Source organism: Thalassobacter stenotrophicus, from assembly GCF_001458315.1.
GTDB lineage: Bacteria > Pseudomonadota > Alphaproteobacteria > Rhodobacterales > Rhodobacteraceae > Thalassobacter > Thalassobacter stenotrophicus.
Genome location: NZ_CYRX01000031.1, coordinates 510,656 through 532,669, shown reverse-complemented (window position 1 = coordinate 532,669; position 22,014 = coordinate 510,656). Strand labels below are relative to the sequence as shown.

Sequence of the window (22,014 nt, the reverse complement as noted above, 5' to 3'; positions counted from 1 at the left end):
GCTTAGCGCGCGGCTTTTTCGGCGATACCGGAGGTGCCTGCGCGCCGGTCCAGCTCGGCGCAGACATCGTCCAACGTCACGCCGCGCGATTGCAGCATCACCAGAAGATGAAACAGAACATCTGCCGCCTCTGAGGTCAGGGCGTCTTTGTCATCCTTGACGGCCTCAATGATGGCTTCAATTGCCTCTTCGCCAAACTTTTCGGCGCATTTCTCGGGGCCTTTGGCCAGCAATTTGGCGGTCCAAGAGCTGTCTGGCTCCGCGGTGGCACGGGCGGCGATGGTGGCGGCAAGCGTGTCGAGCGTGTGCATCAGGTCAGCCTCATGGGGATGCCCGCGGCGGCCATGTGTTCCTTGGCTTCGCGGATGGTGTAATCACCAAAGTGGAAAATCGATGCGGCCAAAACTGCGCTGGCCCCACCTTGGGTCACGCCCTCAACGAGGTGATCCAGTGTGCCGACACCGCCGCTGGCGATCACGGGTACTGAAACTGCGTCACTGATCGCGCGGGTCAGTGGCAGGTTAAAGCCGGCGCGCGTGCCATCCCGGTCCATTGAGGTCAGCAGGATTTCACCCGCGCCCTTGGCGGTGATGGTTTTGGCAAACTCAACGGCATCAATCCCTGTGGATTTGCGCCCTCCGTGGGTGAAGATTTCCCACTTGCCGGGGGCCACGGTTTTGGCGTCGATGGCGCAGACGATGCATTGGCTGCCGAACTTGTCGGCGGCGCGGGCGATACAATCGGGGTCGGCCACGGCGGCCGAGTTGAAGCTGACTTTATCAGCCCCCGCCAGCAACAGATTGCGTACGTCCTCGACAGTGCGCACGCCACCACCGATCGTAAGCGGCATAAAGCATTGCTCCGCCGTGCGGGTCGCCAGGTCATACATCGTGCCACGGTTTTCATGTGTGGCCCGAATATCAAGAAAACACAGCTCATCCGCGCCGGCGGCATCGTAGGCACGCGCCTGTTCCACTGGGTCGCCCGCATCGATCAGATCGACAAAGTTGACGCCCTTAACCGTGCGCCCCTCGGCGACGTCCAGACAGGGAATGATGCGGGTTTTGAGCATTGCGGATGCCCTCCTCGGGGTCGTGATGCCTCATCTACTAGGCAAGAATGGCGCGCAAGGGTAGGGGCAAATGGGCCGCGCATTGCCGCGACCCATGGCGAAACGGTACCTTAGGCCAGCGCTTTGAGGGCGGCGGACAGGTCAAGTGCCCCGTCATACAGCGCACGGCCCGAAATCGCGCCCGAGATCACGCCGGTGTCGCGCAAGGCGATCAAATCCTCTAGCGAGGAAACGCCACCACTGGCGATGACCGGAATTTGCGTCGCCTGCGCGAGGGCTGCGGTCGCCTCAACGTTGGGGCCTTGCATCGCGCCATCGCGGTTGATGTCGGTATAGATGATCGCGGCGACGCCAGCGTCCTCAAACGATTTGGCCAGATCGGTGACCATGACATCCGTTTCCTCGGCCCAACCTTTGGTCGCGACACGGCCATTGCGAGCATCAATGCCCACAGCCACTTTGCCCGGAAAGGCGCGGGCGGCTTCGCGCACCAAGTCGGGGTTTTCCACGGCCACGGTGCCTAGAATGACGCGGGCAATGCCCTTGGTCAGCCACATCTCAATGGTAGCCATGTCACGGATGCCACCGCCCAATTGTGCGGGCAGGTTGGTCGCGGCCAAAATCGCCTCAACGGCGGCGCCATTGACGGGTGTGCCTGCAAAGGCGCCGTTCAAATCCACCAGATGCAACCACTCGCTGCCGGCATCAGCAAAGGCTGCGGCCTGCGCGGCGGGGCTGTCGTTGAACACGGTCGCGCTGTCCATTTCCCCGTGCAGGAGGCGCACGGCTTTGCCGTCTTTGAGGTCAATCGCTGGATAGAGGATCATGGTCGGAGCCCTTATGTGTTGCGCGTGCCTTGTGGCCGAACGGAGCCGCTAGGGCAAGTGCCGGTACGTCATACTGGACAGCAGGTCGCGGTGTGCTGTTTGGTTTGTGCACCTTGAGGGAGGACACCGATGAAAACGATACTGACCGCCGCTGTGGCGAGCTTTTTGATGCTAGGCGCGGCCCACGCCGAGCCGCTGTTGGGTACATGGCAGACGGCCAAAGACGACAATGGCAACTTTGGCCACATTGAAGTGGCCCCCTGTGGTGACGCACTGTGTGGGACATTGATCAAATCGTTCGACAGTGCGGGGGCGGTGATCCCGTCAGATCACACTGGCTCCAATATCATCTCGGCGACCAAACCACGCGGGGACGGCGAATACCGCGGCAAGGTGTTTTCACCGGACCGGGGCAAGACCTACAATTCCAAGCTGCAACTTACGGGTGACACGTTGTCGGTGTCGGGCTGTGTGTTTGGGATCTGCCGCGATGGCGGCACTTGGACCAAGCTCAACTAGGCGGAAATACGCGGGTTTGAGCCCGTATTTCGGCGTCGTCTTGTGCGGCGCCGACCCCTCCCGATATAGGACGACATCCTCTCGGGAGATGGATCATGCGCAGCATCGTTTTGGCTTGTGTGTTCGGCCTTTGGGCCAGCGCGCCGGCTTACGCCAAGGACAGTATCGTCGGGGTATGGCAGACAGAGCCGGACCGCAAAGAGCTGACCTCTCACATCGAAGTAGCGCCCTGTGGGGCGGGGTATTGCGGCCGCGTTTTGCGCGCCTTTGACCCAACGGGGGCCGAGGTCACAACCCGAAATATCGGCAGAATGCTCTTTTGGGATATGAAGCCGCAGGACAACGGCACGTTCGGTGGCGGCGCGGCCTATGTGCCGATCCTAAATGTCACAACCTCAAACGTCGCGTTAACCCTGTCGGGCGAACGGCTGGAGGTAAAGGGACGCGTCGGATTGATGCGCGGCACACAGGTGTGGACGCGGCTCCGCTAGGGGCGCCACGTCAGAAAGTTTGCGATCATCCGCAGACCGGCGTCTTGGCTTTTCTCAGGGTGGAATTGCATCCCGATGACGGTATCCCGACCGACAATAGCCGTGACATCTCCGCCATAATCCACATGCGCCAACCGGTCCGCCGGATTGGCCACATCCATATGATAGGAATGCACAAAATACGCGTGATCGCCGGTTTTGATGCCCGATAGAACAGGGTGGTCACCCGTCACGATCAGGTCGTTCCAACCCATGTGTGGAACCTTTAGCGCGGGATCCGAGGGCGCGATGCGCACGACCTCACCGCCGATCCAGTCAAAGCCGCGCACGTCTTCATATTCGCGCCCCCAAGTCGCGAGCATTTGCATGCCGACGCAGATCCCCATGAAGGGCTTGGCATCGCGCGTGACGGCTTCCATCACGGCTTCTTCAAGCCCATCAAAGCTGCGCAGACCCGCGCGGCACGCAGGAAATGCGCCGTCGCCGGGCAGCACGATGCGGTCGGCGCGGGCGATGTCCTCGGGCTTGTCCGAGACGATAACCTCACCTGCGTCGACCTCTTGGGCCATCCGCTGAAACGCCTTTTCCGCAGAGTGCAGATTGCCGCTGTCGTAATCGATCAGAACCGTGCGCATCGTCTAAAGTGCGCCCTTGGTTGAGGGTACGGCGTCAGCCTTGCGCGGGTCGGTTTCCAGCGCATCGCGTAAGGCGCGGGCCACTGCCTTGAACGCGGCTTCGGCGATGTGGTGGCTGTTGAACCCATGCAACTGATCCACGTGCAGCGTGATGCCTCCGTGTGTGGACAGCGCTTGAAAGAATTCACGCACCAATTCTGTGTCGAATGTCCCGATCTTGGGTGTCGGAAGGGTCACGTTCCAAATCAGAAAGGGGCGTGCGGACAGATCAAGGGCCGCACGCACCAGCGCGTCGTCCATCGGCAACAGACACGCGCCGTAACGCACGATGCCACGCTTGTCGCCCATCGCTTTGCTCAGCGCCTGACCCAGCGCGATGCCCACGTCCTCAACGGTGTGGTGATCGTCGATGTGCAAATCACCCTTTGCGCGGATTTTCATGTCGATCAGCGCGTGGCGCGACAGTTGATCCAGCATGTGGTCAAAGAAACCAACGCCGGTTTGGTTGTCATAGATACCAGTGCCGTCGAGATTGATCTCAACAGTGATGTCGGTCTCCGCGGTGGTGCGGGTGATGGTTGCGCTGCGCATAGGGCCTCCGTCTGCCATTGAGGTCTCTATAGGCGGGTGGTTCGGACGGGCCAAGGGGCGTGTCGCGATTTGCGGGCGGCTGTGGCTGGTTGGCCAGCCGTTTCCGGAGCCCAGAAACAACAAAGGCCGCCCGAAGGCGACCTGAGTGTTTGCCACATGGGGTGTGTGGCCTGCTAATTGGAGCGGGCGAGGCGATTCGAACGCCCGACCCTAACCTTGGCAAGGTTATGCTCTACCCCTGAGCTACGCCCGCTCACTTAGCGTGTGGGTGATCTACTTTCGTGGGCGGGTGGCTGCAAGAGAAAAATGCGCTTCGGATGTAAAATTTCTGTGCGACCTAGGGTCAAGCAGGGCGGCGCACGAAAATGCGGTTATCCGAGCGGCTCTGTGCTGGCCGCAACCGTGGATTCGATGATGAAATTGTCGATTGCCCAGCTTTCGTCAGAGACATCTTGGTTCGCGGTGGACCCAAATCCGAAATCCAGCGTGGCACCGGGATCATCAACCGTAATGGTGATCCGGCTGGCCGCGTCGCGCCACCAATTCTGGCTAGTGTCGTTTTGCATGCCGCCCAAGTGTTCGCCTTCGGACAGGGTCGTGGCGCTTAGGCTGATGCCCTCCACGTCGCCGGGGGTCCACGTCAGGTAACCTTGGTCAGAGGTCATGCGCCCGACCTCAACACCATCAATATACAAAACCGCATCTTCACCATCGAGGCTGTCGAAGGCCAGCAGATCAAAGGTCAGCGTGGCGGATTCGGCTTCTGCCCCGATGTCAAAGTTTGTCGTGACGCTTTCTAACCCGCCGCTGCCCGCAATCGGGCCCAGCACTTCGCCAAATCCATCCACATAGGTTGAGCTTGCGCCTGTCCACGCGCTGGTGTCGCCAGCAAAGTCATAGTTCGACCGGTACGCAACAATCGTCGATCCCTCGTAGATCGAGCCCACCGTGGCCTCCAGCGCATCAACAACGGATATCGCCATACGACCCAGCGACGGACCAATGGTTCCCATCATGGCAAGCCCCGTGATCGTGACCCCAAACGTCAGAACGACCCAGTCGACGGTGATGGCACCATCCTCGGACTTAATGAAACGATGTGTCATTGCGGACTCCTTTGCCCATCTTTGCTACACACCACGTGCGGCAAATCTGCGGCACAGATACGTCCAAAATTGGGGCCAAAGAGCCGAAATAGTTAAATGTTCGTCGATAATCCGGGGATTGTCGCCGGATTGTGGCCAATCACTTGCTGGCGATATCGTCGAGTATGGCAGCCTTGTGCGCAGCGACGTCCTCGGTATGGACGCATATATCGCCATCCGGACCAACCAGCAGCAGGCCGTATGCTCCGCTTTCGTCTATCGACAGGCCGGATGTGCCTGCGCCGAGTTGAAGCGGCATTTGATGGCAGGGGCTTTTGAACACCGCCATGGGCAGTCCACCCGCACTCGCCATGATCGTGCGGTGAATGTGACCCGCGATAACGAGCCGCACGTCGGCACAAGCCTGTAGTGTTTCGATAACTTCAGCTCGGTTTACCAGCCCGATGCGGTCCATTCCGTCAAAGCCCGTGACAAACGGAGGATGATGCAGCGCGACGATTTTGGGCGTACCAGGGGCACGGGCCAATTCTGTGCGCAACCAATCCATACGGTCTGCGCATAAAAAGCCGCTGTGGCGGGGCTTGGCATCGGGCGCAAGCGTGTCGAGACAGAGGATATGCGCGTGGGGCAGTGTGATGCGGCTTTGGACAAAGCCGTTGGCGTCTAGGCCTGCGCGCGGGAAGGTGGCGCAGAACGTGTCGCGGTCATCGTGGTTGCCCATCATGAACGTGGTGGGCCAGGGCAGGTCGCGCAAAAGACCACGCAGGCGCGCATATTCCTCGGCAGTGCCGTAGTGAACCAAATCCCCAAGGATCAGCAGGTGGTCGGCATCTGCATGCGCGGCGCGCATTGCATCCAACACACGGGAAAGCCGCTCTGCCGGATCAAGCCCGATGATCAATTCACCAGGCGGTGTGATGTGAAGATCCGTTAGGACAAGGATCTTGTGCATGAATTGATGCTCCGTATGGCGGGGCAGTGATGCCCCGCCGGAAGGGCGGTAACGCCTGTTGGGTCGTTATTCCAGTTCGATCAGCAGGTCCTTGGCATCGATTTGCCCGCCGGGTGAGACATGCACAGCCTTAACCGTAGCATCCCGCTCGGCATGGATGCCGGTTTCCATTTTCATCGCTTCAATCGTGAGCAACAGATCGCCTTCTTTGATCTCTGCCCCCGCTTGAATGGCCACGCTGGCCACGACGCCCGGCATGGGCGCGCCGATGTGATTGGGATTACCGAACTCAGCCTTTGGCATTTTGACCGCAGTTCCCACAACTTTGCGGTTTGGCACGCGGATGACGCGGGGCTGACCGTTCAGTTCAAAGAACACCTTGGCCTCACCATCGGCGTTGGTTTCGCCTTCGGCTTGCATCCGGATCACAAGGGATTTGCCGGGGTCGATCTCGGCCTCGATCTCTTGGCCCGGCTCCATCCCGTAGAAGAACACGGGCGTGGGCAGGGTGCGTACGGGGCCGTAGGTTTCGTGGCGCTGGGCGTAGTCGGTAAAGACCTTGGGATACATGAGGTAGCCGTTCAGGTCCTCATTGTCGAAATCAACGCCGGGGATCGCGGCCTCAAGTTCGGCGCGTACTTTTGCCATGTCTGCGGGGGCAAGATGCTTGCCCGGACGTTCCGTGCTTGGGGCCTCATCCTTAAGCGCCTTTTTCACGATCGCCTCGGGGAACCCGCCGGGAGGCTGGCCCAGATTGCCGCGCATCATGTCGATCACGCTGTCGGGGAAGGCGACGTCCTTTTTCGGATCCTCAACCTCGGCCCGGCTTAGGCCCTGAGACACCATCATCAACGCCATATCGCCAACAACTTTCGACGATGGTGTGACCTTTACGATGTCGCCAAACATCTGGTTCACGTCGGCGTACATTTGCGCCACTTCGTGCCAGCGATCCTCTAGGCCAAGCGAGCGTGCCTGCGCCTTGAGGTTGGTGAACTGACCACCGGGCATTTCGTGCAGATACACCTCGGACGACGGCGCCTGAAGCCCGCTTTCAAAGGCGAGGTACTGCGCGCGGACCGCATCCCAATAGGTGTCGATCTGGCGTACAGCGGCCATGTCGATCCCGGTATCGCGGTCGGTGTTTTGCAGCGCGGCCACGACGGTGCCGAACGTTGCCTGCGATGTGTTGCCCGAAAAGCTGTCCATCGCGACGTCGGCTGCGTCCACACCGGCCTCGGCGGCGGCCACGATGCTGGCAGACGCGATACCGGCCGTGTCGTGTGTGTGGAAGTGGATCGGCAGGCCGACTTCTTCCTTAAGCGCCTTGACCAACTGCTTGGCCGCACCAGGTTTGATCAGGCCCGCCATGTCCTTGAGGCCCAGAACATGGGCACCTGCGGCTTCAAGCTCTTTGGCCATCGCGACGTAGTATTTCAGGTCATATTTGGCGCGGTTGGGGTCTTGGATGTCACCGGTGTAGCAAATCGTGCCTTCGCAGACCTTATCGGCGGCGATCACCGCATCCATCGCGACGCGCATGTTTTCGACCCAGTTGAGGCTGTCGAACACGCGGAACACATCAACGCCGGTTTCAGCGGCCTGCTTCACAAAGCCTTGGACAACGTTGTCGGGGTAATTGGTATAGCCCACACCGTTGGAGGCGCGCAAAAGCATCTGCGTCATGATGTTTGGCATCGCCTCACGAATGTCGCGTAGGCGCTGCCACGGACATTCCTGCAAGAACCGGTAGGCCACGTCAAACGTCGCACCGCCCCAACATTCCACCGACAACAATTGTGGTAGTTTGCTGGCATAGGCAGGTGCGCAGCGGATCATGTCGATGGACCGCATCCGCGTCGCAAGCAGCGACTGGTGGCCATCGCGCATTGTGGTGTCGGTCAACAGAAGTTGCGGCTGGGCCTTCATCCAATCCGCCACAGCCTGCGGCCCCTTGGCGTCTAGGATTTGGCGCGTGCCCTCGGCAAAGGGCGTGCCCAGTTTGACAGGTGGCTTGGGCGCGCGGATGTCTGCGGCGGGCCGGGGGCGGCCCTCGGTCTCGGGGTGGCCGTTGACCGTGATCTCAGCGATGTAGGTCAGGATCTTCGTGGCCCGGTCCCGGCGTTGTTGAAAATCAAACAGCGCGGGCGTGTCGTCGATGAACTTGGTCGTGTATTCGTAATTCAAGAACGTCGGGTGCTTGAGCAAGTTCTCAACAAACGCGATGTTGGTGGAGACACCCCGAATACGGAACTCGCGCAGTGCGCGGTCCATCCGGGCAATCGCCGCCTCAGGCGTTGGGGCCCAAGCGGTGACTTTTTCCAACAGGCTGTCGTAGTAGCGGGTGATGACCGCGCCGGAATAAGCGGTGCCGCCATCGAGCCGGATACCCATGCCGGTGGCCCCGCGATAGGCCGTGATGCGGCCATAGTCGGGGATAAAGTTGTTCTGTGGGTCCTCGGTCGTGACGCGGCATTGCAGCGCGTGGCCGTTCAATTGAACATCGTACTGGCTGGCAATACCTGTGGCTTCGACCAGCGATTTGCCCTCGGCGATCAGGATTTGGGCGCGAACGATATCAATGCCTGTGACTTCTTCGGTCACGGTATGTTCAACTTGCACGCGGGGGTTCACCTCGATGAAGTAAAACTCACCGGTGTTCATATCCATCAAGAACTCGACCGTGCCTGCGCACTCGTAGTTCACGTGTTCGCAGATTTTCTTGCCGAGGTTGTTGATGGTCTCACGCTGGGCACCGCTGAGGTAGGGGGCAGGCGCGCGCTCGACGACCTTTTGGTTGCGGCGCTGCACCGAGCAGTCACGCTCATAGAGGTGATAAATCTGGCCGTGGCTGTCGCCGAGGATTTGCACCTCAACGTGGCGTGCACGGGTGATCATTTTCTCCAGATAGCCTTCGCCGTTGCCAAAGGCGGCTTCGGCCTCACGGCGGCCCTCTAGGACCTTTTCTTCTAGCTCATCCTCGGAATAGATCGGGCGCATCCCGCGTCCGCCACCGCCCCAAGATGCCTTGAGCATCAGCGGATAGCCGACTTCGGCGGCCTCTTTCTTGATGGCGGCCATGTCGTCGCCCAACACTTCGGTGGCGGGGATGACGGGCACGCCCGCCTCCATCGCGACCTTGCGGGCCGAGGCCTTGTCACCCAGTTTGCGCATGGTTTCGGCTTTGGGGCCGATAAAGGTGATGCCGTTGTTGGTGCAGGCATCCACGAAGTCGGGGTTTTCCGACAGTAGGCCATAGCCGGGGTGGATCGCGTCCGCGCCACAGGCTTTGGCAACACGGATGATCTCTTCGATGGAGAGATAGGCGGCCACGGGGCCCATGCCTTCGCCAATTTTATAGGCCTCATCAGCCTTGAACCGGTGCAGGCTCAACTTGTCCTCTTCGGCATAGATCGCCACGGTGCGTTTGCCCAACTCGTTGGCGGCGCGCATCACGCGGATGGCAATTTCGCCTCGGTTGGCTATGAGGATTTTTTGGAAGTCGGCCATAGATAAGGTCCTCTTGGTCGTCAGACACGGGTGTCTGGGGCGGGAAGAATCCCACGCTGCAGGTGCACACTGCCTAGTTTGCACCGAGCACCTCGCCAATACCAAGGACTACGTATGTATGACGGTTATGTGACGCAGATTGCGTGTTGAATGCGCACAGCGTTTCCTTTGGGAAACCTCGGCCCGGAGCTAGAGCCAGTTGCCCCGACGCGAGCCAACAGCCTGTTCAAGCGTGGTGTGGCCATCCGCACGCATCCGCGCATCCAAGCCCCGCGCGATATCTGCAATCAACGACGGACCCGCGTAAACCAGTGCGGTATACAGCTGCACCGCAGTCGCACCTGCGCAAATTTTTGCGTACGCCGTATCCGCATCGTGGACGCCGCCCACACCGATCAACGGCATCTGCCCATCTGTCAGCTTGGACATTTGCGCCAGCACGCGGGTCGAACGTTCAAACAGCGGCGCACCAGACAGGCCACCAGCCTCGCCCGCGTGGGGCGACTGCAGGCCAGTCCGATCCAGCGTCGTGTTGGTGGTGATGATCCCGTCCAGCTTGAGGGAAGTCGCCACCTCGGCGATATCCTCCAGCTCCGCCGCAGAGAGATCCGGCGCGATTTTGAGAAACAGTGGGATACGTTTGGGCAGTGCATCGCGTGCCTCAAGCGCACCGGTCAGCAGAGCGGTAAGGGCAGCTTTGCCCTGCAGGTCGCGCAGCTTTTCGGTGTTGGGTGAGGAAACATTGACCGTCGCAAAATCTACATAAGGCCCACATGTCGCGATCACGCGGGCAAAGTCGCCCGAACGGTCAGTGCTGGTTTTGTTGGCCCCAAGGTTGAGCCCCACGGGAATGGTGGGGTTATGGGCCATCAGCCGATCGGCGATGACATCCGCACCATCATTGTTGAACCCGAACCGATTGATCGCCGCGCGGTCCTCCGTCAGGCGAAAAAGACGCGGTTTGGGATTTCCGGGTTGGGGCAGCGGTGTGGCTGCGCCCACCTCAAGAAACCCAAAACCCACCTTGGACAGGGCCGCCAATGCCGTGGCGTTCTTGTCGAACCCGGCAGCCAGACCCACGGGGTTGGCAAATTCCATCCCGGCAATTGTGCATTTCAGCCGCTGGCTGGTCACCGGACCGGGTTTTGGCCCGAGGCCTGTGTTCAACGCCTTTAGAGCCAGCCCGTGGGCGGTTTCGGGGTCAAACGCGCGCAACGCCCGCAGGCCAAGGGCTTCGATCATAGCATTTCATCCGGAAAAACATGCGCGCCATCGCGCAGGGGGAGGCGGCGCGTCCAAGCAACATCGGTGATGCGCAACACACGGTACAGGTGGGGGAATTCGGCACCGCCCCGCGATACCTCCCACTTAAGATCATCCCCAAGGGCATCGGTTTCAACCGCGGCCAGAACCAAGTCGGCTTCACCCTTAAAGTGCTTGGCCGCCGTCTCGCGGGCCTGATCGGCGGTTGAGAAATGGACGTAGCCATCCGTGAGGTCCACGGGTGCGCCGCGTGTGAGGCCTGTGGCGCGGAGTGTCGCCCACTCGGCGCGGCGGAAAATCTTGTAAATCAGCATGCCTCGCAGATGCACCCACCAAGCCGCAACGTCAAGACATCTCAGACTTTGACTTGCTTAGGCGTTCGCGCCACCATTCCGGCTTTAAAACAGGGGAATCGCAGAATGAAAAAACTTCTTACGACGGCCGCGGCCTTGGCGATGACGACAACGCTGGGCACAGGCATGGCGGTGGCCGATAGCTACACGCTGCACATTTTGCATATCAACGATCTGCACAGCCGGATTGAGCCGATTTCGCGGTTTGACGGAACCTGTGGGGCCGAGGATGACGCTGAGGGCAAATGCTTTGGCGGCGCGGCCCGGCTCAAGACGTTTCTTGACGCCAAACGTGCCGAGCTTGCGGGTGAAAATGTCATCACCTTGGATGCGGGCGATCAGTTCCAAGGCTCACTGATGTACACGACCTACAAGGGCGCGGTTGAGGCCGAAATGATGGAGGCCATCGGTTTCGACGTCATGGCGGTGGGCAATCACGAATTTGACGATGGCCCTGAAAAGCTGGCCGAGTTCATTGATAGGGTCTCCTTTCCCGTGATCTCGGGGAACCTTGATGTGAGCCAATCGAACCTTTTGAACTGCAAGGTCGGCAATCATGTCGTGCTGGAGGTCGGCGGTCAAAAGATCGGGATCATCTCGGCGCTGGCCACTGACACGGTCGAGACATCCTCGCCGGGACCAAATGTCATTTTCCAAAATGAGATCGATGCACTAGCCGCAGATGTCGCCACGCTTGAGGCCGACGGCGTGAGCAAGATCATAGCGCTTAATCACGTGGGCGCGCCCAAGGATTTCGCGATCGCCGAGGCCGTGGATGGCATTGACGCGGTTGTGGGCGGACATTCGCATACACTGTTTTCCAACAGTGATGAGGGCGCGCTGTTTTCCTATCCGCATATGATTGGCGACACACCCGTGGTGCAGGCACGGGCCTATGGCAAATACGTGGGCCACTTGGTCCTAGAATTTGATGCGGATGGCAATGTGACCTCGGCCACTGGTGACACCATCTTGATCGACGCGAGTGTAACTCCGGATGCGGCCATCGCGGCCCGTGTGGCGGAACTTGCGGGCCCCATCGAAGAGCTGAAGGCGCAAGTCATCGGCGACACCACCGCCTTTATCGAAGGTGACCGGGCCGTCTGCCGCGCAGTGGAATGTGCGATGGGAAATCTGGTGGCGGATGCTTTGCTGGACCGGGTCAAATCGCAGGGCGTCCAAGTGGCGATCCAAAACGGCGGGGGGCTTCGGGCTTCGATCGATGCGGGCGAAATCACGATGGGCGAAGTGTTGACGGTGCTGCCGTTCCAAAACACGCTTGCGACCTTTAGCACCACGGGCGCTAATATCGTGGCTGCTCTTGAAAACGGGGTCAGCCAAGTTGAGGAAGGCGCGGGCCGCTTCCCCCAAGTGTCCGGCATGACCTACGCGTTTGATGCCAGTGCCGCCCCCGGATCACGGGTGTCGGATGTGATGGTGGGCGGCGCGCCGATTGACTTAGCCGCGACCTACGGCGTGGTCACCAACAACTACATGCGCAATGGCGGCGATGGCTATGCGATGTTTGCAACCGCAACCGATGCCTACGATTTCGGCCCCGGTGTTGAGCAAGTGTTGGCTGACTACATCGCCGCCAAAGGGGGCAGCTACACGCCCTACACGGACGGGCGCATCACCGCCAAGTAACGCCGTGTGGTTATGATATCGTGCGGGGCGGTTTTGTGCGCGCCCCGCGCCTTTTACCCCAAATTGTGCGGCATCCCTGCCGCATTTTTTCTCTGGGAGGAGAGACAATGTTTTCAAAAACCAAAACGCTCGTGGCCACCATTGCGGCCCTTTGGACTGTGGCGGCCCCTGCTGCCACGTTGCCAAACACCTATTCCAGTCTTGTCATTCTGGGCGACAGCCTCAGCGATACGGGCAACATCTTTGCCCAATCGGGCGGCACGTTCCCGCCGCCACCGTACTTTAATGGCCAATTCTCAAACGATGCCGTTTGGGCCGATCAGGTTGGGCAGGATTTTTCCAATGCGGGACGGCTTTCGCTGAACCTTGCGTTTGGGGGGCAAAGGCCGTGACGGATGCGGATGCCTCGCCGGATTTGGCCTTTCAGGTCGATCTGTTCAAAGGCTTTACCCAAACAGCGAATGCTGCGCTGCTAGGTCCGCGCCCATTGGGGGTATTGTTCTTTGGGGGCAATGACCTGTTTGCGGCGGCCAAACAGCCCGATGCGCTGCAATTGGCCCGGACTGCGGCCCGTGCGGTGCGTGGTCAGGTGGAAACACTCGCGGCCCTTGGCCTGCGCGACCTTGTGTTGGTTAATTCCATCGACGTGTCCGTCACACCCCGTGTCCAGATCGAAGGCGATAGCGACCCGAATACCGCCCGCAATGCGACCGCGGCTTTTAATGAGATCATGGCCCAGCAGTTTGTGGCCAACCCCGCGCTGTATAACGATGTGCGGCTGTTTGATTTCGCCGCCCTCAGCGGTGGGTTGCTTGCTGACCCGGGGGCGGCCGGGATCACCAACGTGACTGACGCATGCCTGTCGACGCTCGCGTGTATCGCGGGCGGGCAGGCGGATCGCTTTTTGTTTTGGGACAGCGTGCACCCGAATGGCGTGGCGCATAGCCTGATTGCGGATGCTTTCCGTCAGGGGGCCAATCAAAGCTCTCTGCTGGTTTCACCCGTGCCGCTGCCTGCTGGCGCTTGGAGCCTGCTTGCAGCCTTAGCCGCGCTGGGCGCAGTGGGTGCCGCGCGCAACGGGCGCATGGTCTAGGTGATGTGCGGGCGGTTTGCACATACGCTGTCCCATGATGCTATGGCGCATCTGTTCAACGCGACCTTGGGCAATGATTTGCCCGAGGTCCCCAATTATAACGTTTGCCCCACCAATCCAGTTGCGGCTGTGGTCAGCGATGGACAGTCGCGGCGTCTGCGGGCGTTGCGGTGGGGGTTTATCCCGGCGTGGTACAAGCAACCCAACGATGGCCCGCTTTTGATTAATGCACGGGCCGAGACCATTGCGACCAAACCTGCCTTTCGGGAGGCCTGCCGCACCCGTCGTTGTCTTATCCCGGCTTCTGGTTTTTATGAATGGACCAAGGATGATGAAGGCCTTCGCTGGCCGCATTATTTCTACAACACGGACGGCAGCCCTATGGTTTTTGCGGGTATCTGGCAGGAATGGCAGGACCTTGTGACCTGTGCGATTGTCTCCTGCGCGGCGGGACCGTCTATGGCGGATATCCATCACCGCGAGCCGGTCACTGTCGCCCCAAACGACTGGGCCCTATGGCTTGGCGAAGACGGGCGCGGTGCGGCGCGCTTGATGCACGCAGCCCCAGAGGGGCGCATCGCCCGCCATGCTGTGGACCGCGCCGTCAATTCAAACCGCGCACGGGGCCCTGAGTTGATCGAAGAGGCCTGAAGTGACCTAGTAAAAGTGCGGCAGGTTTTTGGCCCGCGCGGCCCGGACCCAGCGGGGGACAAACGGCACGATCTGATCCTGTGTGGGCACACGCATTTCAATGAAGTTCGCGCCGGGGTTGGCGATGGCTGCTGATAGGATCGGGGTGATCTCAGCCTCAGAGGTGATGCGCGCGGTTTCAAATCCGAACCCTTCGGCCACCTTCAGATAATCCACCGCGCCGAAATCTGTTGACCAAGGCGCGTCGACGTCATCAAGCAGGATCGCTTCGCCCCTGATCCAACCGAAACTGTCGTTGCGCGTCAGTATGATGGTGATGTTCTTGCCGGAGCGTTTGATCGTCTCCATGTCGCCCAGCACGAACCCGAGTGACCCGTCGCCTGTGACCGAGATCACCGGGCCGTCGCCTGCGTAAGCGGCCCCCAAACCCGCAGGCACCGCGTATCCGAGCGCGCCCATGGAATAATTGGTGATGTACCGCCGCCCGGCCTTGCGAAAGGTCAAAAGCGCGGATGGGTAGATCGCGCTCACCCCCGGCTCAGATGTGACGATGGCGTTGTCTGGCATGAGCGCGTCCAGCGCTTGGGACAGTTTGACCGGCGAAATCGTGCCTTCGGGCATTGGGATATTGGCGTTGAACACCTTGTCCAGTGCGGTCCGTTTCATCCGCGTCAGGTCAAGGGGCGCGCGATTTGGGGTTGGGTATTCGGTGCGCAAAATCTCGAGCATGTAGTCCAGCGTTGCGCGCGCATCTCCCACAAGGCCCACATCCACTGGGAAGTTGTTCCCGATATGCGCCTCTGCAATATCCAGATGCACAAAGGTCTTGGAATGCGCATCCCCGTATAGCGTCCAATGATCGGTCGCGGCACTGTCGGTGTTTGTGCCAATAAAAAAGATCGTATCGGCATCGCGGACGTAGTCATTGGAATATTCCATCCCGCCGCGCCCACCGATGACCCGGAGTGCGAGGGGGTGATCCTCGGGGATGGTGCCCTTGCCCGGCGTGGTCGTGCCCACCGGAATTTGCAGCCGCTCGGCCAGTTGGGTGATGGCGTCGGTGGCCCCCGAAATCAGCCCGCCTTGGCCACAGACAATCGCGGGGTTTTTGGCGGCCAACAGAATGTCGATGGCGGCGCGAATTTTGGCGTGATCCGCGACGGGCCGATGCGCCGGATAGTGGCTGTATTCTGGTTCGGCATATAAATCGCGCAGCTCGGCCTCTTCATCAAAGATGTTGATAGGCACGCGAATATGCACTGGAGCAGGCCGCCCAGATGTGGCCACGCGGAATGCGCGGCGCAGCAAAAATGGGATCTCGGCCACGTTGGTGATGACGAAAGATTCTTTGCAGATACTGTCGTACAACGCAGTCTGATCTACTCCTGTCAGGCCATGCTTTTTGTCTTGATTGATCGGAATATCCGAGCTGAAAAAGATCACAGGCACTGAGCTGAGGAACGCTTCGGTAATACCGGGCGTGCAATGGGTTACGCCGGGGCTTGGGGCTTCTAGCACACAGGGCCGACCGGTGATTTTGGCGTAGGCCTCGGCTGCATAAGAGGCCGTGCGTTCATCACGGGTCAACACGAACTCAATATTCGAATGCGCGCGCCATTCCTTGTACCAGCCGATTGTCGTCTCGCCCGGAAGGCCGAACACATGGGTCACGCCGTGAAGTTGCAGCATATGCAACAGCGCGCGGGCGCCATTCATTCGGATCGGTTCGGGCGTGATCGGCATTAGCTGTCTCCGTGGCTCAAAAGGCGGGTGCGGTACCGGGCCAAGGCATCTGGGTCGGGCGCTGTGCCAAGGCCCGGGGTTTTGGGCAGGTGGACATGTCCGCCGCGCACGGGGAAGGGTGTCTTGGCAATGTCGGTCTCAGCGTAATAAGTGGACATGTAGAACTCACACCCCAGCGTGAGGTCGGGCACCGCAGCCATCAAATGTGCCCCCGCCATATGCGCGATCGAAGTTTCGAACATGCAGCCGCCGTATACCTCAATGCCAGCGGTTCGGGCGATGGCCGCGATCTCAAGGCAACGGCGGATGCCACCGGATTTTGCGGTCTTGAGCGAGATAATGTCGGTCATACGCGTAGCGGTTGCCTGTTGGGCATCGCGCACGTTGAACACGCTTTCATCGGCCATGATGGGCACATCGACAGCACGGGTAATCTCGGCAAGGGCGGCGCGTTCGTGCATCCGCACGGGCTGCTCGACGAACTCTGGACGAAAGGCCTCAAGGTCGCGGATATGGCGAATGGCGTCATAGGCGGGCAGGCCCTGATTGTAATCGATCCGCAGCCGGATCGCATCGCCATACGTGTCGCGTAGTTTTTCAAGCCGCATCAGGTCAAAGGCATGGTCCGCAAACCCGGTCTTGAGCTTGAAGATCCGCACGCCACTGTCCCAGATTTGGGCGACGTCTGCTTGGTCAGCGTCAAAGTCGGGGTTAGCGATCGAAAAGCTGAGGGGCATGCTGTCGCGCGCGCGCCCGCCCAACAACTCGGCGATGGGAAGGCCCGCGATTTGTCCGGTCAGGTCCAAAAGGGCGCATTCAAGGGCGGCTTTTGCCTCTGGGTGGCCGACAAGCACCCGTTCGGCTTGTGCCATGATCGGCTCGACCAGGACGGGGTCCTGGCCGATCACGAGAGGGCGGAAATGAACGTGCAGGGCCGCGGCTGCGCCCTCTTGTGTGCCGGTGAACACGGGCCAAGGCGAGGCTTCGCCCCAACCGGTCAGGCCGCTGTCGGTCGTCAGTTCACACAAGGCCACGTTGATACCACCGACATCACCGGAACCATGGGAGTGCACCGCGCGTGCGGGGATCGACACGCAGTGTATGCGCATTTCGGTGATACGGTGATCGCTCATGATGGTGCCCAGGGGATGTCATCTAGGTGGGTTGGGAACCTGCGGGGCAAAAGACCCGCTTGGAACCACAAAAGGTAGGTATAGATCGAGAACACCGGCCGCCCGGTCGCGCGGCGGATATCGGCGGCGTAGGGCACCATGTTTGTGCATTCCAGCAAGATCGCGCCGATATTCGGGTTGTCATGGACCAAGCGGAGGGCAGCATTGACGTTGTCGGCGCGCGCCTGATCGAAATCGATCTCATCGGCATCTCCAAGCACGCGTGTCGTAAAGTGCGACCCAGCCCCTGTGCCCCCGACGGGTGTATCATGCGGGATGCCCGCGGCATCTAGATGGGCGGTGGTGAGGGTTTCTGACGAAATGGTCAAAATACCCAGCGTTTGGTCCGCAGGAAGGGACATCCGGATCAACGGCGCCTGTAGTAATGAGGATGAGGCCACGGGCACCCCAAGGGCGCGCGACATCTCGGTTTGAAACGGCACAAGGAACCCGCAGTTGGTCGCGATCCCGTCGCAGCCCAACTCAAGCAGCTCGCGCCCGGCGTCGATAAAGGCCCCAAGCAAGGGCGATGCATCCCCGCGTACAACGTTGTCGGGCGTGGCCGCAGGAATGACCTTGTAATGGACCGGAAACGGCCATGTTGCGGCATTGCCAATATCGCCGGGGATGCGCGGAAACCGTGTGTTCAGCATCAAGATCCCGACGCTCGCGCCAAAGACGGTTTTTCCACCTCGTGTGGTCATTCGGAGGCCTCCTTCGGGGCGTAAATATCTGCAAATGCAAGGCGCACAGCCTCGGCGGCATGTTGGGCGCGGTCTTGGATGTGGGCGCGCATGGCTTCGGATGCGGCCATGCCGTCACCTGTGCGCATTACCGCGATGATACGTTTGTGGCGGTGCGTTGTGGATCGACCTGTGGCTTGTAAGCGGCGCAAATCGGCAGTGCGCACAAAGCGGATTTTATCGTAGATCGTGGCGAGCAGGCTCTGCAATTCCGCGTTTTCGGAAAGAGCAGTTAACTGCATGTGAAATGCCTCATCCAGTTCCATCAGGCGAATGGGATTGGTGCAGGTTTGATATTCGTCGTGCGACTGATCCAGCGCCAATTCGATGGCATCCAGGTCAGCGGGGCGCGCCCGCTGAGTGGCTTGGCGGACTGCCTCACATTCGATCGCGACCCTCGCATCATACAAATGCTGGATACGCGTCTCAGAAAGGGCGCGGCAAAAGAAACCTCGGCCTGCGTGAAAATCCACAAAACCCTCGGCCACTAACCTATTCAAGGCCTCTCGCAGGGGGGTGCGACTTGCGCCAAGCGCGCGTGATAGCGCGGACTCGTTGATCCGCTCGCCGGGTTTGAACGCAAACGAGGCCGCCATTTCACGCAGCTGTGCATAGATCGCGCTGACCGCGTCTTCTGTGTTTTGATTTAAAGGTTTCAAAGCGTCTCGTTTTTAGTAGCGTCGAAAAAATAGTCTCAACCTTGCAATGCATGCAAAGCTGTGCCTTGAATTGTATACAGGAATGAATGCGATTTGGATAGCCGGAGAACAGCATGCCCGAACACGTGATTATAGCCGGAGCAGGGATCGTTGGGGTCTCTGCGGGAATCTGGCTGCGGCGCATGGGACAAGCTGAGGTCACGATTATTGATCGGCTTGCGCCGGGAGAGGGCACATCTCACGGTAACGCTGGCGTTCTGGCGGCCTGTTCTGTGGCGCCCGTCACCGCACCCGGCCTTGTACGCAAGGCACCGGGCATGCTGGCCAATCCAGACTTTCCGCTGTTCGTAAAGTGGGGCTACTTTCCCAAGCTGGTGCCTTGGCTGCTCAAATACCTATCGAACGCGAACGACAGTGACACGCGCCGCATTTCAAAGGGGCTGACAGAAATTGTCGCCGACACAGTGGCGCAGCACAAATCGCTTGTGGCGGATACGGGCGCACAGGATTGGGTCAACGACTGTGACTATTCCTTTGCCTACGCCAACCGCGCCGCATTTGAGGGCGACGCTTACACATGGGGCTTGCGCCATGAAGCGGGCTTTGTGCCCGAACTGCGAGAGGGTGCCGAGGTCCGTGAATATGAGCCGAACCTATCGTCCGATGTGGGCCTCTTGGCGACCATGAAGGATCACGGCTACATCCGCGACCCGGGCGGCTACGTCAAAGCGCTCGCCAAGGTGTTCGAGGCGCTGGGCGGCAAGATCATCCAAGCAGAGATCAAGGATTTCGACCTGACTGACGACAAGATCACGTCCGTGCAAACCAGCGCCGGCACGATGCCCTGTGATCGCGCCATTTTGGCCACGGGCGTTTGGTCCAAGCCGTTGATGAAAAAGCTAGGCCTTTCGATCCCGATTGAGACGGAGCGCGGCTATCATATCATATTTGAGGACGCGACGGGCGGACCTTCGCACCCCATCATGGTCGCGAGTGGTAAATTCGTGGCCACACCGATGGCTGCGGGCCTGCGGTGCGCTGGGGTTGTCGAATTTGGCGGGTTAGAGGCGGGGGCCTCGAAATCTGCGCTCGATCTTTTGCGCAAATACACGAAATCCGCGTTTCCGGGGCTAAAGGCCACCGGCGAGGTGGAATGGCTGGGTCATCGGCCTGCGCCATCCGACAGTTTGCCCCTGATTGGGCAGGTGCGCGGCTCTGGCGTGTACACGGCTTTTGGCCATCACCACATTGGATTGACCGGCGGACCCAAAACAGGAAGGATCGTTGCAGGTCTTGTTGCGGACCAGCCGGTAAATAGCGATTTGGCCGCTTTCGATCCAATGCGCTTTGGCTAAAACTGCAACGACACAAAAAACAAAAGATATAACCGGGAGACTACAATGACGAAAATCTCAAAAACATGCGCCGCTCTAGCGGCGACCACGATGCTGGCGATGCCTGCAATGGCGCAGGAAAAGTGGGACCTGCCCATGGCCTATTCCGGCTCAAACTTCCACTCTGTAACGGGTGCTGAGTTCGCGAAATGTGTGACAACCGGCACAGGCGGCGACATCGAAGTCACGACACACCCCTCGGGTTCGCTGTTTGCAGGCGGTGACATCAAGCGTGCCGTTCAAACGGGCCAAGTCCCTCTGGGTGAGCGTCTTTTGTCCGGCCACCAAAACGAAAGCGCGATTTTCGGCTGGGATTCCGTGCCGTTCCTCGTGTCGTCGTTTGACGAGCATGACAAACTGTATGCCGCGGCAAAACCTCACCTCAATGAGCTCTTGGCCGAGCAAAACATGACCATGCTGTATTCGGTTCCGTGGCCACCGCAGGGTCTGTACTTCAACAAAGAAGTAAACTCAGCCGCTGACATGGAAGGTCTCAAGTTCCGCTCGTACAACAACGCAACTGCGCGTATGGCTGAGCTGACCAAAATGCTGCCCGTCTCGATTGAAGCCGCTGAGATCAGCCAAGCCTTTGCGACAGGTGTGGCAGAATCCATGGTGTCCTCGGGTGCAACTGGCTACGACCGCAAGGTCTGGGAAAGCCTGAGCCACTTCTACTCGGTCGATGCATGGTTGCCGCGCAACTATATGCTGATCAACAATGACGTCTGGGATGGCGTGTCCGAGCAGAACAAAAACGTCATCAACGCATGTGCCTCGATGGCTGAGTACGCAGGTACATGGCGCGCCAAGGAATACACCGGCTTCACGTTGGCCGGTCTGGCCGCTGGCGGCATGAGCGTTCAGCCCGCAGGCGACCAACTGATGGGCGATCTGCGCAAGGTCGGTGAGATCATGGCCGCCGAATGGCTGGAGGCCGCCGGTGAAACCGGTGCCGCGATCCTCGACGCCTACAACGCGCAATAAGATCGTTACTTTCTCGGGCCAGTCCACACCAAGACTGGCCCGTTTCCTTTCCCAAACGCCCGAGAGAGTACCATGACCGCTGCCCTACGCGGCCTGCGCCGCACGCTCGACTTTCTGTACCTTGCCGCCGGAGTTCTGGCCGCGCTGTGTCTGATTGCGATCCTCCTTCTTATTGTCGCACAAATGGTCGCCCGCTGGACCGGTGAGATTTTTCCCGGCGCGGCGAACTACGCGGGCTATTCCATGGCCGCCGCGAGCTTTTTTGCTTTTGCCAATGCGCTGAACCGTGGGTCGCATATCCGCGTGTCGCTGGTGTTGAATGCGCTGCCAAAAGCCGCGCGCCGCTGGCTTGAGGTCTGGTGCTTTGGCATCGCGAGCGCGGTGATGTGGTACTTCACCTACTATGCCTATTGGTTCACGTTTTGGTCGTGGAAATTCAATGAGGTCAGCCAAGCGCAGGACGCCACGCCCCTTTGGATACCGCAATCCGTCATGGTGATCGGCGGAGGCATTTTGGCCATTTCGCTTACGGATCACCTTGTTCACGTCATCTTCCGAGGGGATCACCGCATTAAGCGCGATCTCGTCGATCAAAGTTTCGCGGAGTAG

Annotated in this window: 23 protein-coding genes and 1 tRNA gene; 9 read left to right on the top strand and 15 right to left on the bottom strand. The window is 59.8% G+C overall.

Annotated features, from left to right (window positions below; genetic code table 11):
• Positions 1-2: 2 nt before the first annotated feature.
• The 3 genes from THS5294_RS13190 to hisA all read right to left on the bottom strand — a co-directional run bounded on the left by THS5294_RS13190 (position 3) and on the right by hisA (position 1,899).
• Positions 3-311, bottom strand: a complete 309-nt coding sequence (locus THS5294_RS13190; RefSeq protein ID WP_058124127.1) for a phosphoribosyl-ATP diphosphatase — start codon at positions 309-311, stop codon at positions 3-5.
• Positions 311-1,072: an imidazole glycerol phosphate synthase subunit HisF gene (gene hisF / locus THS5294_RS13185; protein ID WP_038006831.1), complete on the bottom strand. Its 762-nt coding sequence runs from the start codon at positions 1,070-1,072 to the stop codon at positions 311-313. Before hisF ends, THS5294_RS13190 begins: the two co-directional genes overlap by 1 nt.
• Before the next feature lie 110 nt (positions 1,073-1,182).
• The gene (gene hisA / locus THS5294_RS13180; RefSeq protein ID WP_058124126.1) at positions 1,183-1,899 is read right to left on the bottom strand and encodes a 1-(5-phosphoribosyl)-5-[(5-phosphoribosylamino)methylideneamino]imidazole-4-carboxamide isomerase; all 717 of its coding nucleotides are present in this window, start codon (positions 1,897-1,899) and stop codon (positions 1,183-1,185) included.
• Positions 1,900-2,028: 129 nt separating this feature from the next.
• On the opposite strand from hisA, the gene THS5294_RS13175 reads away from it, so the two are divergent.
• Together THS5294_RS13175 and THS5294_RS13170 are read left to right on the top strand one after the other, a co-directional pair.
• Positions 2,029-2,418: a DUF2147 domain-containing protein gene (locus THS5294_RS13175; RefSeq protein WP_058124125.1), complete on the top strand. Its 390-nt coding sequence runs from the start codon at positions 2,029-2,031 to the stop codon at positions 2,416-2,418.
• Between the two features lie 95 nt (positions 2,419-2,513).
• Entirely contained in the window at positions 2,514-2,909 is a 396-nt protein-coding gene (locus tag THS5294_RS13170; protein WP_058124124.1) for a DUF2147 domain-containing protein, read from the top strand.
• On the opposite strand, the gene hisH is transcribed toward THS5294_RS13170, so the two are convergent.
• The 8 genes from hisH to THS5294_RS13130 form a co-directional block, all read right to left on the bottom strand.
• Positions 2,906-3,544 (bottom strand): imidazole glycerol phosphate synthase subunit HisH, encoded by a 639-nt coding sequence (hisH, locus tag THS5294_RS13165; protein WP_058124123.1) that lies wholly within the window; start codon positions 3,542-3,544, stop codon positions 2,906-2,908. The genes THS5294_RS13170 and hisH overlap by 4 nt on opposite strands.
• Before the next feature lie 3 nt (positions 3,545-3,547).
• Positions 3,548-4,135, bottom strand: a complete 588-nt coding sequence (gene hisB / locus THS5294_RS13160; protein WP_058124122.1) for an imidazoleglycerol-phosphate dehydratase HisB — start codon at positions 4,133-4,135, stop codon at positions 3,548-3,550.
• A 178-nt stretch (positions 4,136-4,313) separates the two neighbouring features.
• Positions 4,314-4,388 (bottom strand) — tRNA-Gly (locus tag THS5294_RS13155).
• A 118-nt stretch (positions 4,389-4,506) separates the two neighbouring features.
• Positions 4,507-5,241 (bottom strand): hypothetical protein, encoded by a 735-nt coding sequence (locus THS5294_RS13150; protein WP_058124121.1) that lies wholly within the window; start codon positions 5,239-5,241, stop codon positions 4,507-4,509.
• Between the two features lie 139 nt (positions 5,242-5,380).
• Positions 5,381-6,193 (bottom strand): phosphodiesterase, encoded by an 813-nt coding sequence (locus THS5294_RS13145; RefSeq protein WP_058124120.1) that lies wholly within the window; start codon positions 6,191-6,193, stop codon positions 5,381-5,383.
• Between the two features lie 66 nt (positions 6,194-6,259).
• On the bottom strand, positions 6,260-9,703 hold the full coding sequence (locus tag THS5294_RS13140; protein WP_058124119.1) for a pyruvate carboxylase: 3,444 nt from the start codon (positions 9,701-9,703) through the stop codon (positions 6,260-6,262).
• 189 nt (positions 9,704-9,892) lie between these two features.
• A complete protein-coding gene (locus THS5294_RS13135; protein ID WP_058124118.1) occupies positions 9,893-10,945 on the bottom strand; it encodes a quinone-dependent dihydroorotate dehydrogenase in 1,053 nt (350 codons plus the stop codon).
• The gene (locus THS5294_RS13130) at positions 10,942-11,280 is read right to left on the bottom strand and encodes a DUF952 domain-containing protein (RefSeq protein WP_058124117.1); all 339 of its coding nucleotides are present in this window, start codon (positions 11,278-11,280) and stop codon (positions 10,942-10,944) included. The genes THS5294_RS13135 and THS5294_RS13130 overlap by 4 nt, the downstream gene beginning before the upstream one ends.
• A gap of 105 nt (positions 11,281-11,385) precedes the next feature.
• On the opposite strand from THS5294_RS13130, the gene THS5294_RS13125 reads away from it, so the two are divergent.
• The 4 genes from THS5294_RS13125 to THS5294_RS13110 all read left to right on the top strand — a co-directional run bounded on the left by THS5294_RS13125 (position 11,386) and on the right by THS5294_RS13110 (position 14,710).
• Positions 11,386-12,966: a bifunctional metallophosphatase/5'-nucleotidase gene (locus tag THS5294_RS13125; protein ID WP_058124116.1), complete on the top strand. Its 1,581-nt coding sequence runs from the start codon at positions 11,386-11,388 to the stop codon at positions 12,964-12,966.
• Positions 12,967-13,073: 107 nt separating this feature from the next.
• Positions 13,074-13,358 carry an SGNH/GDSL hydrolase family protein gene (locus THS5294_RS13120; RefSeq protein WP_058124115.1) on the top strand — a complete coding sequence of 95 codons (285 nt, stop codon included), beginning with the start codon at positions 13,074-13,076 and terminating at the stop codon, positions 13,356-13,358.
• Positions 13,355-14,059: an SGNH/GDSL hydrolase family protein gene (locus THS5294_RS13115; RefSeq protein ID WP_058124114.1), complete on the top strand. Its 705-nt coding sequence runs from the start codon at positions 13,355-13,357 to the stop codon at positions 14,057-14,059. Before THS5294_RS13120 ends, THS5294_RS13115 begins: the two co-directional genes overlap by 4 nt.
• Positions 14,060-14,062: 3 nt before the next feature.
• Positions 14,063-14,710, top strand: a complete 648-nt coding sequence (locus tag THS5294_RS13110; RefSeq protein WP_058124113.1) for an SOS response-associated peptidase — start codon at positions 14,063-14,065, stop codon at positions 14,708-14,710.
• A gap of 6 nt (positions 14,711-14,716) precedes the next feature.
• On the opposite strand, the gene THS5294_RS13105 is transcribed toward THS5294_RS13110, so the two are convergent.
• The 4 genes from THS5294_RS13105 to THS5294_RS13090 are packed head-to-tail and all read right to left on the bottom strand — an operon-like array spanning position 14,717 to position 19,027.
• On the bottom strand, positions 14,717-16,453 hold the full coding sequence (locus tag THS5294_RS13105) for a thiamine pyrophosphate-binding protein (RefSeq protein ID WP_058124112.1): 1,737 nt from the start codon (positions 16,451-16,453) through the stop codon (positions 14,717-14,719).
• The gene (locus tag THS5294_RS13100; RefSeq protein ID WP_058124111.1) at positions 16,453-17,586 is read right to left on the bottom strand and encodes a mandelate racemase/muconate lactonizing enzyme family protein; all 1,134 of its coding nucleotides are present in this window, start codon (positions 17,584-17,586) and stop codon (positions 16,453-16,455) included. Before THS5294_RS13100 ends, THS5294_RS13105 begins: the two co-directional genes overlap by 1 nt.
• Complete coding sequence (locus THS5294_RS13095) at positions 17,583-18,329, bottom strand: aspartate/glutamate racemase family protein (protein ID WP_058124110.1); 747 nt, start codon at positions 18,327-18,329, stop codon at positions 17,583-17,585. The genes THS5294_RS13100 and THS5294_RS13095 overlap by 4 nt, the downstream gene beginning before the upstream one ends.
• On the bottom strand, positions 18,326-19,027 hold the full coding sequence (locus tag THS5294_RS13090; protein ID WP_233486478.1) for a GntR family transcriptional regulator: 702 nt from the start codon (positions 19,025-19,027) through the stop codon (positions 18,326-18,328). The genes THS5294_RS13095 and THS5294_RS13090 overlap by 4 nt, the downstream gene beginning before the upstream one ends.
• 113 nt (positions 19,028-19,140) lie before the next feature.
• On the opposite strand from THS5294_RS13090, the gene THS5294_RS13085 reads away from it, so the two are divergent.
• The 3 genes from THS5294_RS13085 to THS5294_RS13075 all read left to right on the top strand — a co-directional run bounded on the left by THS5294_RS13085 (position 19,141) and on the right by THS5294_RS13075 (position 22,014).
• Positions 19,141-20,382, top strand: a complete 1,242-nt coding sequence (locus tag THS5294_RS13085) for an NAD(P)/FAD-dependent oxidoreductase (RefSeq protein ID WP_058124109.1) — start codon at positions 19,141-19,143, stop codon at positions 20,380-20,382.
• Between the two features lie 45 nt (positions 20,383-20,427).
• Positions 20,428-21,405 carry a TRAP transporter substrate-binding protein gene (locus THS5294_RS13080; protein WP_058124108.1) on the top strand — a complete coding sequence of 326 codons (978 nt, stop codon included), beginning with the start codon at positions 20,428-20,430 and terminating at the stop codon, positions 21,403-21,405.
• Between the two features lie 72 nt (positions 21,406-21,477).
• Positions 21,478-22,014 carry a TRAP transporter small permease gene (locus tag THS5294_RS13075; protein WP_038006862.1) on the top strand — a complete coding sequence of 179 codons (537 nt, stop codon included), beginning with the start codon at positions 21,478-21,480 and terminating at the stop codon, positions 22,012-22,014.